We start from the raw sequence: 17,938 nt of genomic DNA on the forward strand, positions 1-17,938 counted from the left end.
TCTAGGATTCGGTTGAAAATTTATTGGCAATGGAGAGAAGGAATGTGACGGTAACGATCTATGATGTAGCTCGCGAAGCCGGTGTCTCAATGGCCACGGTATCCCGCGTAGTTAACAATAATCCTAACGTAAAACCTCAGACCCGCAAAAAGGTGTATGAAGCGATTGAACAATTGGGATATCGCCCGAATGCGGTGGCTAGAGGTCTGGCCAGCAAGAAGACAACGACCGTTGGCGTGGTTATTCCGGATATATCGAACTCAATTTTTGCAGAAATTGCGCGCGGTATTGAGGATATTGCGAATATGTATCACTACAACATTATTTTGTGTAATGCCGATAAGCGGAAAGAAAAAGAGATTCGTGTCATCAATACGCTGCTTGAAAAGCAGGTTGATGGACTTCTGTTCATGGGCGGCACAGTAACGGACGAGCATATTCAGGCGTTTCATACGGCCGCGGTTCCTATCGTTCTGTGCGCAACGAGTGATGAGAAAGGCAGCTATCCTTCGGTTGATATTGACCATGAAGCCGCTGCTTTTGATGCAGTGAATACATTGATCCGCCACGGACACCGTCAAATCGCGATGATCAGTGGTACGCTTCAGGATCCTGCGAACGGCTATGCACGTTTCCAAGGCTACAAGAGAGCGCTGGAAGCAGCAGGAATGGAGTATCAGGAAGATCTCGTGCGAATCGGGAACTATCGTTATGAGTCCGGTGTGGAGGCAATGAAGTATTTCCTGGGCCTCAAGAAAAAGCCAAGCGCGATTTTTGCGGCTACAGATGAAATGGCGATTGGTGCGATTCATAGCATTCAGGATGAAGGCTTGAAAGTACCGGACGATTTTTCTGTCATCAGTGTGGACAATATCCGTATGGCTTCCATGGTTCGTCCGCAGCTTACGACAGTGGCGCAACCGATGTACGATTTGGGTGCAGTAGCGATGCGTTTGCTGACCAAGCTGATGAAGAAGGAAAACGTGGAAAATCCTCGCGTCATTTTGCCGCATGAAACGATTTTGCGGTTGTCGGTTAATTATCTAGACTAGACAGATTTGTTAACAAGATAGACCTTCGATGAAAGCTCCTTTAATGGAGCTTTTTTCGTGAATACATAGTCCATAATGCACATCATTAAACAAAGAATAGAGGGATTTGAGATGAGTCGAATTTATGGATTAATTGGTGCCATGGATGAAGAAATTGAACTGCTGCTTGCTGCAATGACTGAAGCTAGTAAGTCGGTCAAGGCTGGAATCACCTATACAAAGGGAGTCATTCACGGTCAACAGGTTGTCGTATGCAAGTCCGGTGTAGGTAAGGTCAATGCTGCGGTAACGACACAAATCCTTATCGACAGCTTTGGAGCGGAACAAATCATATTTACAGGAGTGGCAGGGGCGGTGCATCCGGATTTAAATATTGGGGATATCGTGATTTCCTCCACATGTATGCAGCATGATATGGATGTAACGCCTTTGGGTTATGCCAGAGGGGTCATTCCTTATCAGGATACCTCGGAGTTTGCGGCTGATCCTGATCTTGTTCGTCTGGCTGAGCAAGCCTGTCAATCCTTCGGCGATCGTTATATTGTCGGCAAGGTGCTTTCCGGTGACCAGTTTGTCGCCAGCCGTGAGCTGGTAGCTGCATTGCATCAGGAGATGGACGGTGCTTGTACCGAGATGGAGGGCGCAGCAGTGGCGCAGACAGCCCATATGAACGCTGTGCCTTACGTTGTCCTCCGCTCTATGTCTGATAAGGCAGACGGATCTGCCCACGTTAATTTTGGCGAATTTACAGTAGCATCTTCCCATTGTTCACATCGAATTGTGGAGTATATGCTGAAGCATTTGGGTTAAATGGCTAGTGGTGTAACATTTTAATACATGAACCTTCTCACAAACCGGATACGGTCAAATTGTTCCCGTGATGTGAGGGGGACATCCTCTCCCATTCGGACCATTAGGCAATTCGCCGGGTGGGAGCATATTTCAGGATCATCCGTAGCGTACCAGACCATATCCACCGTTTTCATCAGACGTTCCATCATGCGGCGGTATTCCCATACGGAGAGACCGCTGCCTTTTAAATCCCAATGCCAATAGTACTCAGTCGTAAAAATAATATAGGATTCCAGTTGTCCGTCCTCAAAGGCGACCCGAATCATTTGGCTTCCCAGACCCAGTCCGCGATATTCGTCGGCTACCTCAATCGCTCCAAGCTCCAGCAGGTCCTTCATTCTGGCTTCGGACCAGCGTTCCATCTCATCCGGATAGTGAAAAGTCACGTATCCGAGAATGGTTTCCCCGTCATGAGCGATGATAATCCTGCCTTCCGGCAGTCCCGAAATATCCACCAGCGCGTCGAATTGCTCCTTCGGCTTGCGAAAGGCGTCGAGTTGTGGATGCATTTGAAATGAATGCAGTTGATCAGCGGATACGGGGCCTTCTACGTAGATCCTTTGCCCGTTATGACTCAGCGTGTCCAAATGGTGCAGTTTTAAATGCTGCATACATGCGCCTCCTTGTTTACCGTGACCTAGCTCCCCATATCCCCTACTTATAGCAAAAAAACAAATAAATGAAAAGGATGGTCGTCACATCCTCACCTATGATATACTGTTTTAGACATAAATTGTTCACAATTAGTCGCTTTTATCAGATGTTAAACAAAGGAATTGACATGCTTGTATTGAATTTGTAAGCGTTATCATGTTCTGTATTATTCTCATTATATCGTGAGGAGGCTGAACGCATGAAGATTGAAGAACTCCAGGCTGTAGTTCCCACATCCAACATGGGCCCGTATGAACAAGCTTACAACCGCTTTCAGTGGGAAGATGCAGAGCGTCATTTTACGTGGTATGAATCAGGCAAGGTGAACATGGCGCACGAAGCGATTGACCGGCATGTAGAGGAAGGGAGAGGTGACAAAACGGCGCTGTTGTATTGTGACGCGAACCGTCATGAAGCCTACACCTTTTCTCAGTTGCGTGCCAGCTCCAACAGGTTTGGTAATGTGCTGCGAAAATACGGCATTGGCAAAGGGGAGCGGGTATTTATATTCATGCCGCGTTCACCTGAGCTGGTCATTAGTCTGCTTGGCATTTTGAAGGTAGGAGCAGTCGTCGGGCCTTTGTTTGAGGCGTTTATGGAAACGGCGGTTAAGGATCGGCTGGAAGATAGCGGGGCGGTGGCGCTGGTGACAACGCCTGCACTTCTTTCACGCGTAAAGCGTGAGGAACTTCCGGAGCTGCGGCATATTTTTGTGGTTGGCGATGAGGACGAACGGGAGCAAGGGATTATTGATTTTGAAACGGAAATGCTTACGTCCTCCGAGGAACTTGAACCGGAATGGCTGAGTCGTGAGGATGGGTTGATTATTCATTACACGTCAGGCTCAACGGGCAAGCCTAAAGGTGTATATCATGTGCAAAACGCGATGATTCAGCACTATTATACCGGTAAAATGGTGTTGGATCTGCGTGAAGATGATGTATATTGGTGTACAGCCGATCCCGGCTGGGTTACAGGAACGTCCTACGGCATTTTCGCCCCGTGGCTGAATGGAGCAACAAATGTGATCCGTGGCGGTCGTTTTAGTCCCGAGGATTGGTACCGAACGATTGAGCGGCACGAGGTGACCGTATGGTATAGCGCTCCTACCGCGTTTCGGATGCTCATGAGCGCAGGGGAGGATATCGTTGCCAAATATGATCTCGGAAGCCTGCGGCATGTGTTATCCGTCGGGGAACCGTTAAATCCCGAGGTGGTACGCTGGGGCTGGCAGGTATATAAGCAGCGTATTCATGATACCTGGTGGATGACGGAAACGGGTGGTCAAATGATCTGTAATTACCCTGAGCTGCCGATTAAGCCCGGCTCGATGGGAAAGCCCTTGCCTGGTATTCAGGCGGCTATTCTGGACGACAGAGGGCAAGTGCTGCCGCCTAATCGAATGGGACACTTGGCGATACGTACACCGTGGCCCTCTATGATGAACCGTATATGGAACAACCCGAACAAATTTCAGGAGTATTTCCGTTTTTCTGGTTGGTATGTGTCCGGTGATTCTGCCTATATGGATGAGGACGGATACTTCTGGTTTCAGGGGCGTATTGATGATGTCATTAATTCCTCAGGGGAGCGGATCGGTCCATTTGAGGTCGAGAGCAAGCTTCTGGAGCATCCCGCTGTAGCGGAGGCTGGAGTGATCGGAAAGCCGGATACTGTGCGGGGAGAGATCATTAAAGCTTTTGTCGCACTCCGTGAAGGCTACACCCCCTCTGAAGCTTTGCAGCAGGATATTTATCGCTTTGTCAAAGAAGGGCTGTCTGCCCATGCTGCACCACGCGAAATTGAGTTTAAGGAAAAGCTGCCCAAAACCCGTTCCGGTAAAATTATGAGACGTGTACTCAAAGCCTGGGAGCTTAATCTTCCTACAGGAGATTTGTCTACCATAGAGGATTGAAATGCTTTTTAAGAAAGATACAAAAAAGGGAGTCTCCAAAGCCGTGATGGCTGAGGGACTCTCCTTTTGTTGGTGCTGATAAAGTGGATTTTTACCAAATATTAGAATTTGTTGCTGTTGTGAGCTGTTATGGACGAACGGCTCCGGAAGGAGCTGATTCCCCCAAGGCATTCATGGAAGTGATGCGGAACCAACCCTTCGGTTTGCTGCCCGCTTTATATTGAAAGCTGGTGGATGCGGTGGAGCCGATGTTTGTAAAAGGCTCCGCACCGCTTTCACTGTAATACACTTTATAGCCTGTAATTGCATCCGCAGGCTTTCCTGCACTCCATTGGAGCGCTACGGCTGAGCCTGCTGCTTTCGCTTGAGGCTGCCCAGGAGCGGTAGGAATCTCCGTAGGCTGCGCACCCGTTCCATCTCCTTCACCCGGTACAACTGGATTCCCAGGATCAACAGGTGGCACTACAGGTGCTGCACTTGCTTGGGAGCTTGGCCCTGACTCATGTCCACCTACATCAACGGCGGTTACGTAGTAACTGGAGCTGCTGCCACCCGGGCTGTCAGAGAACACTTTAGAGCCGTCAGCCATGACGACCTTGCCAAGCCGTTGGAAACTGCCACCATCCGTAGAACGATATAGACGGTATCCTACGACATCGCTGTTTCCGCTTGGGCTAAAGCTGATCATAGCTTTGCCATCACTATAGCTTACGCTAACGTTAGACGGAGCACTTGGATCGGCTCCATCGTCTTTACGCGGATCAATCTGGGTAGGAGCCGCCTTATCTGCATCCTGAGGCAGATAGTAGGACAACGAATTATGTCGTCTCATCACCGTAAAGGCTTGCTGGAGCTCTTTAATCAGCTCTGAAATCGGTTTTTCCCGTTTACTAACGGTCCGCTCGTTCAACATGTCATCCGGTGTGCCGTCCCGTGGAATGTAATTGACACCTTGATAGGTAATATATTTGGCACGAGTGACACCATTTTCACTGTTTTTGGGTGGATACTTACTGTTGTAAATATCCGAACCGTATGCGGACGCTGTTCTTGTTACAATACCGTCTGGTCGCTTGAAGCTGTCGGTTTGGAACAGATCCGGATCCTTTGCGGTCACTTCATTCATAATTTGCGCCCACAGGCGACGTGCCCGCTCTTTTTGTGCTTTTGTTTCGAGCTTATTGACAGGTTGCTTGTAACCAACCCATACACCCAGTGTGACGTCAGGCGTAAAGCCCTCGAACCATACATCGGTATAGGATTGTGTAGTGCCTGTTTTACCGGCAATCGGAATCTTGCCAGCTTGATCGAAATTACGCTTCACCAGTCTGCCTGTACCTTCCGACACGGCTGTACGCAGCATATCCGTCATCAGATAGGCGGTTTGTGGTGTAAAGGCTTGTACAGGATTAGGCTGATGCTTATAAACAATATTGCCTTGCGAGTCCACAATCTTTTCAATCATGTAGGCGTCATTAAATACACCGCCATTTGGAATCGAACCATAAGCATTTGTCAGTTCCTCGACTGTGACCCCGTGGGCCAAGCCGCCGAGTACACCTGTCTGGGCATTGTTATCGCTTGGTTCCAAGGTGGTAATGCCTAGCTTCTTGGCAAAATCCCAAGCTTTGCTGATACCTACTTTTTCGTTAAACAACTTGAGTGCTACCGTATTTAGTGACTGATTCAGCGCATAACGGGCCGTAACCAGCCCCTGATAGCGGTTATTGGCGTTTTTCGGGATGTGATACCCATTGCTGCCATCCTTCAAAATAATAGGTGCATCATCCACGATGCTGCCAGGCTGCACGAGACCGCTGTCCAATGCAGGGAGATAGGCGGCAATCGGCTTCATAGCCGATCCCGGCTGGCGTACCATCTGGGTCGCATAATTCATCTGTTCCTTTTGGAAATCCCGGCCTTCCATCATACCGAGAATCGCGCCTGTTTTATGCTGGATAAGAATCGCGGCCGCTTGCTCGTCTCCCTTGGTTTTACTTGTGGAAGAGAAATTATTCTTGTTCTCTGTAATTTTGCGCATCGACTTGTAGATGCTTTTATCAATAGTGGTGTATACCATATAACCACCTGTTCGAAGCTGCTGTTCAGCTTCTTTGAGCAAATCGTTATCATCCTTGGTTTTGGCATCTGCGCTGGCATTGGCCGCTTGACCCGGATTTGTGACCGACATGAGTGCCTGCGCAGCTTGGCGTTCCGTCTCCATCATAAGATACGGATACGTGTTATAGGCTTTAACGGTGCGTGGAGCAAGCGACTTTTTGATATCAAAAGCCATCGCCTCATCATACTGTGCCTGATTGATTTTGTTTTCCTCCAGCATTCGGCTGAGTACCAGGTGCTGGCGGTTGATCGCCCTTTTAAAGCCGGACTCGTTAAATTCGCCCTTACCGTTGTAAGCGGAATAAGAGGAAGGAAGCTGTGGCAGACCTGCCAGATAGGCGGCTTGAGCCACATTCAGCTTACTCAGATCATTCTCATTAAAAATACCTTTGGCCGCTGCTTTGATCCCAAAGACGTTATAACCGCTTGATCCGTTACCAAAAGGTACTTTATTGAGATAGGCCGTAATAATTTGCTGCTTGCTCAGGAACCGTTCAAGGCGCAGAGAGAGCAAAATTTCCTTGACCTTGCGGTCATCCGTGCGATCCAGATTCAGAAAGACACGACGGGCAAGCTGCTGGGTCAGGGTGCTTCCTCCGGTTTGTACGGATTCATGCAGCGCTTTTTGTTTTATAGCCCGCAGCGTTCCCGACAGATCGACACCTTTATGCTCGTAAAAATGGTTATCTTCAATAGCAATGACTGCGTTAATGACGAGTTGCGGAATCTCCTTAAACGTGACAGGACGACGATCTTCTTCTGTCCGGAGCTGTCCGATAGGGGAGCCATCATTGAAATAAGCGAAGCCTGTAATTGCATTTTTGTCTACTTCCTGTTCAATCATGGATCTCGAGCGTACAGGCTCGCTTTTCACAATAGAGGCTACATAGCCGGCTGCGGCTCCTCCTGCGAACAGCGCTCCCATAAAACCGATGATGACGACCCACTTTATGACACGGCCGAGCCTCCGCATGGTTGTCCGTAAGCGGGAAGGCTTTGGCTCTGACACATTGTTTTTTTCTTCAACCATTAAGTCTTCCTCCTTTATAACAGCCATTATTATAGCATAAAATTACAAAATGAACCCATATGCTAAAAAGCCTGTCTTTTGGTGTCGTTGACTCTATAAAAGTGGTGTGTTATAAATAGGTCAAAGTAAATATCGTGAAAAGCAGAGAAAGACTTCAGTAGAAGGTGGAATCACGTTGTGCAGAGAGCCGATGGTTGGTGCGAATCGGTAACGACCCTCCTTTGAATTACCGTCTGGAGCTGTCTGGATGAATGGCAAAGCTTTTGCAGATTTGCGAAGCTGACCATAGTAATCCAGTACCGGGTGTAGGCCCGTTATAGGAATGAAGTGAAAGAAACGCTTGCCTTTGGCATACGTTTCTTTAATTAGGGTGGTAACGCGAGCAGCTCCTTCTCGTCCCTTGGGATGAAAGGGGCTTTTTGGTTTGTTTAATATGTAATATTTTGGATGAAAACAGGAGGTATACAGGATGAAGTGGGAAGAGATGAAGCCTGAGCAGCAGGCAGAGGTAGAACGCCAATTAAATGTGATCCAACGTGGTGTGGCGGAAATTGTACCAGAGGACGAGCTGAAGCGTAAGGTTATAAAATCGGTCGTTAGCGGTGAGCCGCTCCAAATTAAATTAGGACTTGACCCATCGGCGCCGGATATTCACATCGGGCATACGGTCGTTATGCATAAGCTGCGCCAGTTTCAGGAGCTTGGTCATCAGGTACAGCTTATCATCGGTGATTTTACGGGCAAGATTGGTGATCCGACAGGCAAATCGGAAACTCGTAAGCAACTGACCGAGGAAGATGTCCAGCGCAATGCCCAGACGTATAAGGAGCAGATATTCAAAATTCTGGACCCCGAAAAAACAAAGGTATACTACAATTCCCATTGGTTGGCTCCCATGTCTTTTGCCGATGTGGTAACGCTGGCCGCTAAAGTAACTGTCGCACGTATGCTGGAACGGGATGACTTTACGAAAAGATACCAAAACGGCTTGCCGATCAGCATCCATGAATTTTTCTACCCGTTGATGCAAGGGATGGATTCCGTGGAACTCCGAAGCGACATCGAGCTGGGGGGTACAGATCAAAAGTTCAATTTGCTGATGGGCAGAACTCTGCAAAAGGAGTACGGAGTGGAGCCACAGGCCACCATTACGTTGCCACTGCTTGAAGGACTGGATGGCGTGCAGAAGATGAGCAAAAGTCTGGGCAACTACATTGGTGTCGATGAGGAGCCGAACGAAATCTACGGAAAATCCATGTCGGTTCCTGATGAACTGATGCTTAAATATTTTGAGCTGGCAACAGATTTGAACAATGAGGAACTGGCTGAGCTGGCGGAAAGCATTAAGAACGGTTCAGTGCATCCGCGTGACGCCAAAATGAAGCTGGCTGGAACGTTGGTACGCATGTACCACGGTAAGGGAGCGGAGGAAACAGCGAAGCAGCATTTTGTGACTGTATTCCAGCAACGAGCGCTACCTGACGATATTGAAGAGTTCACCTTGACGGCAGATCATTTGGAAGATGGCGGCATCCGTGTCATCCAATTGCTGACTCAATTGGGCTTTGCGGCTTCTAACGGTGAAGCCAAACGTAGCATTCAGCAGGGCTCGGTCAAAATTAACGAAGAGAAATGGACCGATGTAAACGAAGCATACACGCCGCAGGAAGGCGATATTGTGCAGGTTGGTAAACGGAAGTTCGCCAAAATCAAGCTAGGCTGATAAAAATGTGAGATACATGGCGGGAGAGAGGTAGTCCTGCGTTCGATTTAGTCTACATCGCTGGATTTCTCCAGATTTAAATCAGGCCGCTTCGTTGTTGCCCGCCGTTAATCACCTTTATTTTAACAACGCAGAGACATGCATAGTGTCTCTGCGTTGTTTTTATTTCTACTGAAGTTAAAAGGCCGTGGTAAACTTAGCACAAATGATCAAACAAGTATGTGCAGGATTGTACATAATGGATTACGAAGTCTTGCTAAATTCGCTTGGTGGATAAATCGTCAAACTATAACAAGTAAGGGGAAGGATCGTATGGACTACTTTAAAAGAATACAGTGTGCGATTGAGTTTATTGAAATGAATCTTCGAGAAGAGTTGAAAATTACGGAAATTGCTTCGCAATCTTGCTTTTCATCCTTTCATTTTCAACGGCTTTTTCAGGCGATTTCGGGTTTTACGGTTCAACAGTATATAAGGAAGAGAAGATTATCGGAGGCGGCTGTAGGGCTGAAACAGTCTAATCAAAAGGTATTAGATATTGCTCTTGAATACCAGTACAGTTCGCAAGAAGCGTTTACACGTGCTTTTGAAAAAAGTTTTGGTGTCACCCCGGGAAAATACCGGAACAGTGATATAGATATTTCTCAGCAACACAAGATTAATTTTCTAGATTATCAAAAAAACACCAAAGGGGATTTGGATGTGAATAAGCCGGTAATGCTGCAATTCGATACGATTAAGGTCATAGGCCATGAGTACAAAACAAACCTGAATCATGAGCAGCATTATAATGAGATTCCAGGATTTTATGATCACTTTGGAACGAATGAGCATTTTATGCGTATTCCGAATAAAATTGCACCAGGGATGTCGTACGGTATTGCTTGCTCTTTTCAAGATAATGGTGAATTTTCATTTGTGATTGGCGAGGAAGTTGAGGGAGAAGCGGAAGATTTGGCAGAGGGATTTATCTATATGGAGATTCCTGCAGGAAAGTATGCCGAATTTAACGCTTCAGGTCCGAATGGCCAGGTTCAGGATGTACGAAACTATATCTACGGCACATGGCTTCCCAACTCTAATTTTGAGCGTAGGGAAGGACCGGATTTTGAAATCACCGACGTGATGAATTCTTCCTTTCCCGATTTGGATATTAAGATATATATACCGATTGAATAAAATGTTACAAGCTTCACGCAACAGTAACACGAAAAAAGCACCCGAACGAAGTTCGGGTGCTTTTCAGTGCTATCACAAGGATTAGCGGTTGTAGAATTCGACGATTTGTTTTTCGTCGATATCTTGGGACAATTCGCCACGCTCAGGCAAACGGATGTATTTGCCTTCCAGAGCTGCGTCATTGTACTCCAGGTAAGCTGCCAAGTGGTTGCGGTTTTCCAAAGCTTCTTTGATGGAAGACAGGGAACGACTTCTTTCACGAAGACCGATCACGTCGCCCAGGCTTACTTGGTAAGAAGCAATGTCAACTTTTTTACCGTTCACAGTAACGTGACCGTGTGCTACCAATTGACGTGCGCCTGCACGGGAGTTAGAAAAGCCAAGACGGAACACGAGGTTGTCCAGGCGGCTTTCCAGCAAGAACATGAAGTTCTCACCAGCGATACCGTGCATGTGTTGAGCTTTGTTGAACAGAGTGCGGAATTGTTTTTCACCCAAGCCGTACATGTGACGCAGCTTTTGTTTTTCTTGAAGCTGCATACCGTAGTTGCTGATTTTTCTCCGTTGGTTTGCACCATGTTGTCCCGGAGGGAAAGGGCGTTTCAATTCTTTACCTGTGCCGCTCAGGGAAATCCCCAGACGACGGCTCAATTTAAATTTAGGACCAGTGTAACGTGCCATTATAGAGTTAACTCCTTCATAATTAAAATTTGAGTTGGGGCTCTCTTTGCGCTCCAATTTGTTCGGCGCTACCAATCAAGGTGATGCGCACTACTGACAGGAAAGTTCAGCCGCTGTCCTGTTAGCAACAAATAAGATGAGGGTGACACAAACTGTTACGCCCAAAATTTAAGATCCGCACAGTAGATAGTTCTGCCGTACAGTCTTTTTCATTAATATATACTATATGTAATAGTGGGTCAATGTCAAGAAGAGAAAAAGAATGAAAACGTCAAAATTTGTCGATAGGGCTTTAGAACTAAAAAAGTGGGACGAATTTCTGAAAAATGGATGCAAATTTCTGGAGTTAAGAGTAAAATAGATCATATTATAAGCTATAGTGGTGCGTAGCCGCTGTCTTGGTACAGCTAATTTTGCTGTAAAGGAGCGCCTTAATATGTCGGACTTTTCAACAACGGATCAGCAAACGCTTGACGGTAAAACAGCCCAGGCTAGCGGTGCTCCGCTGTTTGATGATAAAGAATATACGTCTTTTGCCTGGCTCCAAAACATGGATATGACACCATTTGATTTCCCCTATATTAATCAGCTTCTTGTCCAAGGATATCGGAACTGGTTGCAGCAGAGCAATGGTATATCGTGGGTTAATGAAGAACAATCCGCCGTTTTTAATTTTACAGGTGTTCGGGTTGCAGGTAGGGAAGAGGATGATGACGAGGATTTGGAGCTGGTCGAACGTTGCTGCTTGTCCAGAGAAATGGAAATAAGTCAACGCAAACTTCGGGACGGAAGCCTTGCATTTGTGTACATGGTTCCTGTATTTTGCCGTAATCATAAGGGTGAGGCTTTTGCTGCTCTTCGTTTTACACTGTCTGCTCAACATTCTGTTCCTGAGCAGGACGCATTATTAGCGGCAACTTTGCATTTTAGATCCTGCTTTTATACGAGATTTGAGTATATATTTATGGAAGATATCCTCGGGATGCAGAACCGGAGCGACCGCGATGGCAGGCGACGCTCTATTTTATTTCAGATTGTAAAGCGAATGCATGACAAGATTGATGTTGAAGGCGTGCTGGACGAGGTATTTGGCAGTATAGCTTACTTGTTTCCGCATGTGGATATCACGTTATATATGAGCCAGGATCGGCACAGTCGTAATCCGCAAGTCAAACCTTTGTTGTTGCACGAGCGGGACGAGGATGTATGTGTGCGTGCATTTATGAAAGGCCAAATGGCTGTAAATGAGCCTGTAGGCACAGAAGGAGAAATGACTGAAATCGGCATTCCTTTACGTGGCAAGCAAGGTGTATATGGTGTGTTTCATATGATTCTTCCATCAGGTGCCGAAAGCATGAAGAAAGTGGATGTGGAGCTGATCGCCATGATGGCGGACACAGCAGGCACCGCATTTGAAAATGCAAAGCTGCTGGAGCAATCCAATGTGCTCATCCATGAGTTGCGTCTCATTAATGAACTGGTTCAGCGCTTGAATCAAAGCCTTAAGCTGAACGAAATATTCGAGTTTGCTGTGCAGGAATTATTGAAAATGTTCTTGGCTGACTTTTGCTGTATTGTGCAACTCGATCAGGAAGGAAATTGCTTTAAGGTCACGTCAAGCAACGTAGAAAGTTTAAGGCTGCACAGTTACTATGGCGAGGATGGTTTTGCAGGGCTGATACGCAGAACAGGAGAGCCTGTTATCGTATCAGATTACAGAAAGGAAGGGAAGATATCCTCCGATTTTATGGATATGACCGATTCCCTTTCTTTGATGGCGGTACCTATGAAAACCAGCGGTACACCGAGAGGGGCTATTTTATTGTCCAGCAAGCTCCCTCACTTTTTTTCGTACGATAATTACAAAATGTTGCAAATGCTAGCCCCCCATATCGGATTGGCGGTAACAAATGCCATGCTGCATGCTGAGGTACGGCGTCTGGCCAATATGGACATGCTAACAGGTCTGTATGTACGTCATTATGTGGACAAGGTGATTCAGAGACATCAGGAGAAAGATTTTTGCGGTTCTCTCATTTTGGTGGACATTGATCAGTTCAAACAGGTGAATGATACATACGGGCATCAGACAGGTGATCAAATATTGAAAAGCGTCAGTGATATTGTTCGCTCGGCGACCCGTAGCGAGGATGTATGTGCCAGATGGGGCGGCGAGGAATTGGCAATTTATTTGCCGCAGCTTGGAGTACAGCAGGCGCTGGAGTATGCGGAAAAAATCCGCTATCGCGTTCAACATGAAACCCAGCCTCAGGTGACCGTTTCCTGCGGGATTGCTGAATGGAACTGGCTGGATGAGCAGATCAGCATTGAATCTTTATTTTACAGGGCGGATATGGCATTGTATGAGGCGAAAAATGAAGGTCGCAACAGGATTGTTATTGATCATGTGGGCGACGCCTAGAGAATGTTCCTAATGGAATGTTCTCTTTTTTTGCTGTGCATAACCTTTTGTAGTCAGGAAACCCTAATCGTAGCTATAAAAATAACGTAGTTTTCCTGAAGTACGGCCCTTGCCCATTGGTAAGGTTATATCAGGATATGATAGGCGGATGATTGGATGCATTGGAGAAGAGAATGGAGTATGCTGGTTTGTATGTTGCTCACGATGTGCTCGTTAAGTGGATGTACACTTGCAGAACAGCAAAATGCGCCGGATCAGATTTTTAAAAGAGCCGTTGCAGGGATAGCTGGCAAAGAAACGTTAACGTTCAAAGGTCAGGCTGGTGTCATAGCCAGAAATGGTATGCCGGTGGATAAACAGTTCGCATATCATGGTAAGGTGAGCAACCACGATGAACTGACCATGCATTGGAGTTCTGCGGGGGCTTTTAACAAGCGGTCAAGCTATGCTGCACTCAAACAAGGCGCATCCGGGGATGGGGTAACACAGGAGCGTTTTCTTCGTCTGGATGGAAAATGGATTGCCGTTACATCCAGTCGTATAGCTATGAACGGAGTAGGGACGTTAAATCGTTTTAATCCGATTCAGGAGCTGGAGGAACTGAATGCACTGAATAAAACCATTCGTATAGAGGCCGGGGCCGCGCGGGGAACCTGGGTAGTGAGGATTGAGCCAGAATCGTCCTCAGCCAAGCGATGGTTGAAAGACCGTTTAATGAAAGAAATGGATGCCATAAATCCTCACCTCTTGCAAGCAAACATGAAGCAGAACGGGAAGAATCAAGAGATGCAGCAAAAACTGAATCGAATATGGGCGCAGAGTCGCGAGGATATGAGTAGCCAATTAGAACATTCTGATGTGCATGCTGTGTATCATCTGACGATAGACCGCAAAACAGGCTTGCCCCTGAAGTTGTCGTCGGAATGCAAAATTGCGCGGCAGGAGGCAAATGGAGAGGGGCATGAGGAAGCTCTGATTACCAGAGTTGCTTTTGAGGGCTACAAGTAACGCAACGGGCATGATACAATGGACTTCGAATTAACCGTTGTTCAAAAAGAATATAACAAAGAAGGAGAGACAACAAATGAAAGATCCCAGAATACTTAAACTGGCAGAAAATCTGGTAGGTTACTCTGTTGAGGTACAGCCGGGTGAGAACGTGCTGGTTGAAATGATCGGTACAGAGCGTGACCTGCTTACCGCTATTATTCATGAGGTAGGCAAAAAAGGCGGCAACGTTTTCGTTCAGCTTACTGATCGTAAGGTACAGAGCGCCATGCTTCGTCATGCGACAAAGGAAATGGTGCAAACCTGGGCTGAAATAGACCTCAACCGGATGAAACAAATGCATTGCTACATCGGGATTCGCGCTGGTGAAAATGTCAATGATCTGTCAGACGTGCCGGAAGACAAGATGAAATTGTATAATTCGATTTATCAGCATGCGGTACATAGTGAGCAGCGGGTGAAGCATACGAAATGGGTAGTGCTGCGTTATCCGAATGACAGCATGGCGCAATTGGCGAATACGAGCACAGAGGCGTTCGAAGATTTTTATTTCAATGTGTGCAATCTGGATTACGCGAAAATGGATAAGGCGCAGGATGCGCTGGCTGACCTGATGAACCGGACAGATAAGGTTCGGATTAGCGGACCGGGCACAGATCTGAATTTCTCTATTAAGCAAATTGGCGCCATCAAATGCTCCGGTCAATGCAATATTCCAGATGGCGAAGTATATAGCGCCCCTGTTCGAGATTCCGTTAATGGAACTATTAGCTATAATGCACAAACGCTGTACAACGGTATCACCTTTGAAAATGTAAAATTCCGCTTTGAGAATGGTAAAATTGTAGAAGCAACGAGTAATGATACGAAGCGGTTAAACGATATTTTGGATTCCGATGAGGGAGCACGCTATATTGGCGAGTTTGCAATTGGGTTCAATCCGTATATTTTGCATCCGATGAAGGATATTCTGTTTGACGAAAAAATCGCAGGCAGCTTGCATTTCACGCCAGGTCAAGCTTATGAAACAGCAGATAACGGTAACCGTTCTTCGATCCATTGGGATTTGGTCTTGATTCAGCGTCCGGAATACGGTGGTGGTGAAATTTATTTTGACGATGTTCTGATCCGCAAGGATGGCATTTTTGTACTGCCTGAGCTGGAGCCGTTAAATCCCGAGAACTTGAAATAACGATTTCTATCCTTGCTGAGAAAGCGATTTCAATGTATTATAATGGATGAGTAATGATACATGATAATCCAGTAAAGCGAGGGATCTCTATGTCTAATAATAACGCGGCGGTTGTTGAAATTGCACAGACAGCGAGCAAGTTTACTTCTTCCATCGTCCTTCATTCCGAAAATAAGTATATTGATGTGAAAAGTATACTTGGCTTGTTTACGACATTAGTCAGCAGCCACAGCTATGAGCTGCACGTTCATGGACCTGACGCGGAGGAAGCCAAGAAAGCGATCACTGAAGTGTTCCAGAAGCACGGGCTACACATATCGGTAGCCTCCTGACTATATTCTTGGATCAAAAGCATCCCTACCTGTAACTGTAGGGATGCTTTTTTTGTCAGGTTCTTGTATTAGCCTGCAATTTGGTCTAATATTAAGGTTAGAACGTCTTGTGCGACATTGAGAGATAGGGGGGAAGAATCCATGACTTCATCTGATTTGCAGGAACAATTGAATATTAAGGCTATTAATCTGCTTCAAGATGACGCAGATAAAATAAAGAAGCTTATTGAAGTACAGATGGAGAATCTGGCAACCCGTTATTGCCCTCTCTATGAGGAAGTGCTGGATACTCAGATGTACGGATTTTCCAAGGAAGTGGATTTCGCGGTTCGCGCCGGCCTTCTTCCGGAAATGGTAGGTAAACAGCTGGTCAGTGAGCTGGAACGCAATCTGGCTATTCTATATGAGGCCATGAACAATAAGGCCAATTAGAAAGACGGTTTCATTGATGAGAGCATGCGGAGTTCGAGAGCATGCTTTTTTTGATGCCTTTACATATGAATGGGAACGAGTCGACCTATCTTGAAAGGTGTTTACACGAGGAAGAAAGATACACCTAACAGAACATACACAACCAGCAGCATCAATCCCTCATACCAGTTGGTTGAGCCGTCCTGAGTAATGGATTTGGCGATAAATACAGCGACGGCAATGGCGACCAGCTCAATCGTGGTGAAAACGATATTCATCGTATTTCCCATGAAGTAGCTGACAAAAATCAGCACAGGTGCAACGAATAGCGCAATTTGCAGACTACTGCCGACTGCGATTTCGACAGATGCGCCGATTTTGTTTTTCATCGCCAGCAAAATGGCCGCGCTGTGCTCGGCCGCATTACCGATAATGGCAACGAGGAATGCACCCACGAACAATTCGCTGAGTCCGAACTGGGTCGTGAATACCTCCAGTGTTCCTACAAGCCATTCGCTGACAAAGGCGACCATAACGGTAGCGATTACCAGGTAAGTAATAGATTTGTTTCTGGACCACACAGGGGCGTGCTCATGCGGCAGTTCTTCGTCCTGTTGTTCAGTTACGTCAGATAAATAGTCTTTGTGTGTAATCATGGAAAAAATAAGCCACGCAATATAAGCCACAATCAGTGTGCCCGCGACAATCAGACTGAGCGTATCCGATTCACTATCCGTAATGACATGTGTATTTAGAAATACAGCCGGAACAAACAGGGCAATGACCGCCACAATCATCAAAGAACCGCTTAAACCAGCCAGTGATACATTAAAATTTTGTACTTTGTATTTCAATCCGCCGGCGAACAGGCTTGCTCCAAGCACTAGCAGCAAATTGCCGATGATCGAGCCGGTCAGACTCGCCTTCACCATATCGTAAAGACCTTCTTTTACGAGAAAGAAGGCAATGATCAGTTCGGCTGCGTTGCCGAAAGTGGCATTCAAAAATCCGCCCAGACGTTGGCCTGCATAATGTGCTACGCTTTCGGTGGCTTTGCCGAGAAACCCGGCTACGAACACGACAGAGATTGCGCAAATGACGAATTGAGCGATCGCGTTCCAATGTGCGTAATGAGCGACTGCGCTAAGGGCAAAGGTCGCTACCAGCAAGCTGGGAGATAACCATTTTTTCAATGTAGTGCACCTCGATATCAAAGGATATGTACAAGTTTGGTGAATGCTGTCACTTGTATGGATTTTCTAAATTAATATACCCAAATTGATATAGGTTGTAAACGAAAGTTATTTTTCCTGCGTTAGGTTTGCAATTGCAGTGGCTGAGGCTTTACAATACAAATAGAGGATGG

At 46.5% G+C, this 17,938-nt stretch carries 14 protein-coding genes and 1 other annotated feature; of the genes, 10 read left to right on the plus strand and 4 right to left on the minus strand.

Annotation, left to right across the window (positions count from 1 at the left end):
* Positions 1-44 precede the first annotated feature (44 nt).
* Together ccpA and ACQ4MX_RS25490 are read left to right on the plus strand one after the other, a co-directional pair.
* Positions 45-1,052: a catabolite control protein A gene (gene ccpA / locus ACQ4MX_RS25485; protein WP_044648625.1), complete on the plus strand. Its 1,008-nt coding sequence runs from the start codon at positions 45-47 to the stop codon at positions 1,050-1,052.
* A gap of 111 nt (positions 1,053-1,163) precedes the next feature.
* Positions 1,164-1,862, plus strand: a complete 699-nt coding sequence (locus ACQ4MX_RS25490; protein ID WP_431087990.1) for a 5'-methylthioadenosine/adenosylhomocysteine nucleosidase — start codon at positions 1,164-1,166, stop codon at positions 1,860-1,862.
* A 20-nt stretch (positions 1,863-1,882) separates the two neighbouring features.
* Here ACQ4MX_RS25490 and ACQ4MX_RS25495 read toward each other — a convergent pair whose 3' ends face one another.
* Positions 1,883-2,515: a GNAT family N-acetyltransferase gene (locus ACQ4MX_RS25495; RefSeq protein WP_431087992.1), complete on the minus strand. Its 633-nt coding sequence runs from the start codon at positions 2,513-2,515 to the stop codon at positions 1,883-1,885.
* A gap of 242 nt (positions 2,516-2,757) precedes the next feature.
* On the opposite strand from ACQ4MX_RS25495, the gene acsA reads away from it, so the two are divergent.
* Positions 2,758-4,473 carry an acetate--CoA ligase gene (acsA, locus tag ACQ4MX_RS25500; RefSeq protein WP_431087993.1) on the plus strand — a complete coding sequence of 572 codons (1,716 nt, stop codon included), beginning with the start codon at positions 2,758-2,760 and terminating at the stop codon, positions 4,471-4,473.
* 127 nt (positions 4,474-4,600) lie between these two features.
* Here acsA and ACQ4MX_RS25505 read toward each other — a convergent pair whose 3' ends face one another.
* Positions 4,601-7,624: a transglycosylase domain-containing protein gene (locus ACQ4MX_RS25505; protein ID WP_431087995.1), complete on the minus strand. Its 3,024-nt coding sequence runs from the start codon at positions 7,622-7,624 to the stop codon at positions 4,601-4,603.
* Positions 7,625-7,759: 135 nt separating this feature from the next.
* Positions 7,760-8,028: a binding site (T-box leader), on the plus strand.
* A gap of 65 nt (positions 8,029-8,093) precedes the next feature.
* Here ACQ4MX_RS25505 and tyrS point away from each other — a divergent pair.
* Both tyrS and ACQ4MX_RS25515 read left to right on the plus strand, forming a co-directional pair.
* Positions 8,094-9,347, plus strand: a complete 1,254-nt coding sequence (gene tyrS, locus ACQ4MX_RS25510) for a tyrosine--tRNA ligase (protein ID WP_431087996.1) — start codon at positions 8,094-8,096, stop codon at positions 9,345-9,347.
* 312 nt (positions 9,348-9,659) lie between these two features.
* Positions 9,660-10,526: an AraC family transcriptional regulator gene (locus ACQ4MX_RS25515; RefSeq protein WP_134913594.1), complete on the plus strand. Its 867-nt coding sequence runs from the start codon at positions 9,660-9,662 to the stop codon at positions 10,524-10,526.
* Between the two features lie 81 nt (positions 10,527-10,607).
* On the opposite strand, the gene rpsD is transcribed toward ACQ4MX_RS25515, so the two are convergent.
* Positions 10,608-11,207, minus strand: coding sequence for a 30S ribosomal protein S4 (gene rpsD, locus ACQ4MX_RS25520; RefSeq protein ID WP_431087999.1), 600 nt, complete (start codon positions 11,205-11,207; stop codon positions 10,608-10,610).
* Positions 11,208-11,643: 436 nt separating this feature from the next.
* On the opposite strand from rpsD, the gene ACQ4MX_RS25525 reads away from it, so the two are divergent.
* The 5 genes from ACQ4MX_RS25525 (at position 11,644) to ACQ4MX_RS25545 (ending at position 16,593) form a co-directional block, all read left to right on the plus strand.
* Entirely contained in the window at positions 11,644-13,629 is a 1,986-nt protein-coding gene (locus tag ACQ4MX_RS25525) for a sensor domain-containing diguanylate cyclase (protein ID WP_431088001.1), read from the plus strand.
* Between the two features lie 156 nt (positions 13,630-13,785).
* Positions 13,786-14,637 carry a hypothetical protein gene (locus ACQ4MX_RS25530; protein WP_431088003.1) on the plus strand — a complete coding sequence of 284 codons (852 nt, stop codon included), beginning with the start codon at positions 13,786-13,788 and terminating at the stop codon, positions 14,635-14,637.
* Positions 14,638-14,713: 76 nt separating this feature from the next.
* Entirely contained in the window at positions 14,714-15,829 is a 1,116-nt protein-coding gene (locus ACQ4MX_RS25535) for an aminopeptidase (protein WP_431088004.1), read from the plus strand.
* An 89-nt stretch (positions 15,830-15,918) separates the two neighbouring features.
* Positions 15,919-16,161: an HPr family phosphocarrier protein gene (locus ACQ4MX_RS25540; protein ID WP_134913604.1), complete on the plus strand. Its 243-nt coding sequence runs from the start codon at positions 15,919-15,921 to the stop codon at positions 16,159-16,161.
* A 141-nt stretch (positions 16,162-16,302) separates the two neighbouring features.
* Positions 16,303-16,593 carry a YlaN family protein gene (locus ACQ4MX_RS25545; protein ID WP_134913606.1) on the plus strand — a complete coding sequence of 97 codons (291 nt, stop codon included), beginning with the start codon at positions 16,303-16,305 and terminating at the stop codon, positions 16,591-16,593.
* A 101-nt stretch (positions 16,594-16,694) separates the two neighbouring features.
* On the opposite strand, the gene cax is transcribed toward ACQ4MX_RS25545, so the two are convergent.
* Positions 16,695-17,765, minus strand: a complete 1,071-nt coding sequence (gene cax / locus ACQ4MX_RS25550; protein WP_044649320.1) for a calcium/proton exchanger — start codon at positions 17,763-17,765, stop codon at positions 16,695-16,697.
* Positions 17,766-17,938 lie beyond the last annotated feature (173 nt).

Source organism: Paenibacillus sp. 8b26 (assembly GCF_050626875.1).
Classification (GTDB): domain Bacteria; phylum Bacillota; class Bacilli; order Paenibacillales; family Paenibacillaceae; genus Paenibacillus.

What these genes read in the sequence shown, in the direction of transcription:
- tyrS (WP_431087996.1), top strand. Translation starts at nt 8,094, where the DNA reads ATGAAGTGGGAAGAGATGAAGCCTGAGCAGCAGGCAGAGGTAGAACGC.
- acsA (WP_431087993.1), top strand. Translation starts at nt 2,758, where the DNA reads ATGAAGATTGAAGAACTCCAGGCTGTAGTTCCCACATCCAACATGGGC.
- ACQ4MX_RS25515 (WP_134913594.1), top strand. Translation starts at nt 9,660, where the DNA reads ATGGACTACTTTAAAAGAATACAGTGTGCGATTGAGTTTATTGAAATG.
- ACQ4MX_RS25525 (WP_431088001.1), top strand. Translation starts at nt 11,644, where the DNA reads ATGTCGGACTTTTCAACAACGGATCAGCAAACGCTTGACGGTAAAACA.
- ACQ4MX_RS25505 (WP_431087995.1), bottom strand. Translation starts at nt 7,624, where the DNA reads ATGGTTGAAGAAAAAAACAATGTGTCAGAGCCAAAGCCTTCCCGCTTA.
- ACQ4MX_RS25540 (WP_134913604.1), top strand. Translation starts at nt 15,919, where the DNA reads ATGTCTAATAATAACGCGGCGGTTGTTGAAATTGCACAGACAGCGAGC.
- ACQ4MX_RS25490 (WP_431087990.1), top strand. Translation starts at nt 1,164, where the DNA reads ATGAGTCGAATTTATGGATTAATTGGTGCCATGGATGAAGAAATTGAA.
- rpsD (WP_431087999.1), bottom strand. Translation starts at nt 11,207, where the DNA reads ATGGCACGTTACACTGGTCCTAAATTTAAATTGAGCCGTCGTCTGGGG.
- ACQ4MX_RS25495 (WP_431087992.1), bottom strand. Translation starts at nt 2,515, where the DNA reads ATGCAGCATTTAAAACTGCACCATTTGGACACGCTGAGTCATAACGGG.
- ACQ4MX_RS25530 (WP_431088003.1), top strand. Translation starts at nt 13,786, where the DNA reads ATGCATTGGAGAAGAGAATGGAGTATGCTGGTTTGTATGTTGCTCACG.
- ACQ4MX_RS25545 (WP_134913606.1), top strand. Translation starts at nt 16,303, where the DNA reads ATGACTTCATCTGATTTGCAGGAACAATTGAATATTAAGGCTATTAAT.
- ACQ4MX_RS25535 (WP_431088004.1), top strand. Translation starts at nt 14,714, where the DNA reads ATGAAAGATCCCAGAATACTTAAACTGGCAGAAAATCTGGTAGGTTAC.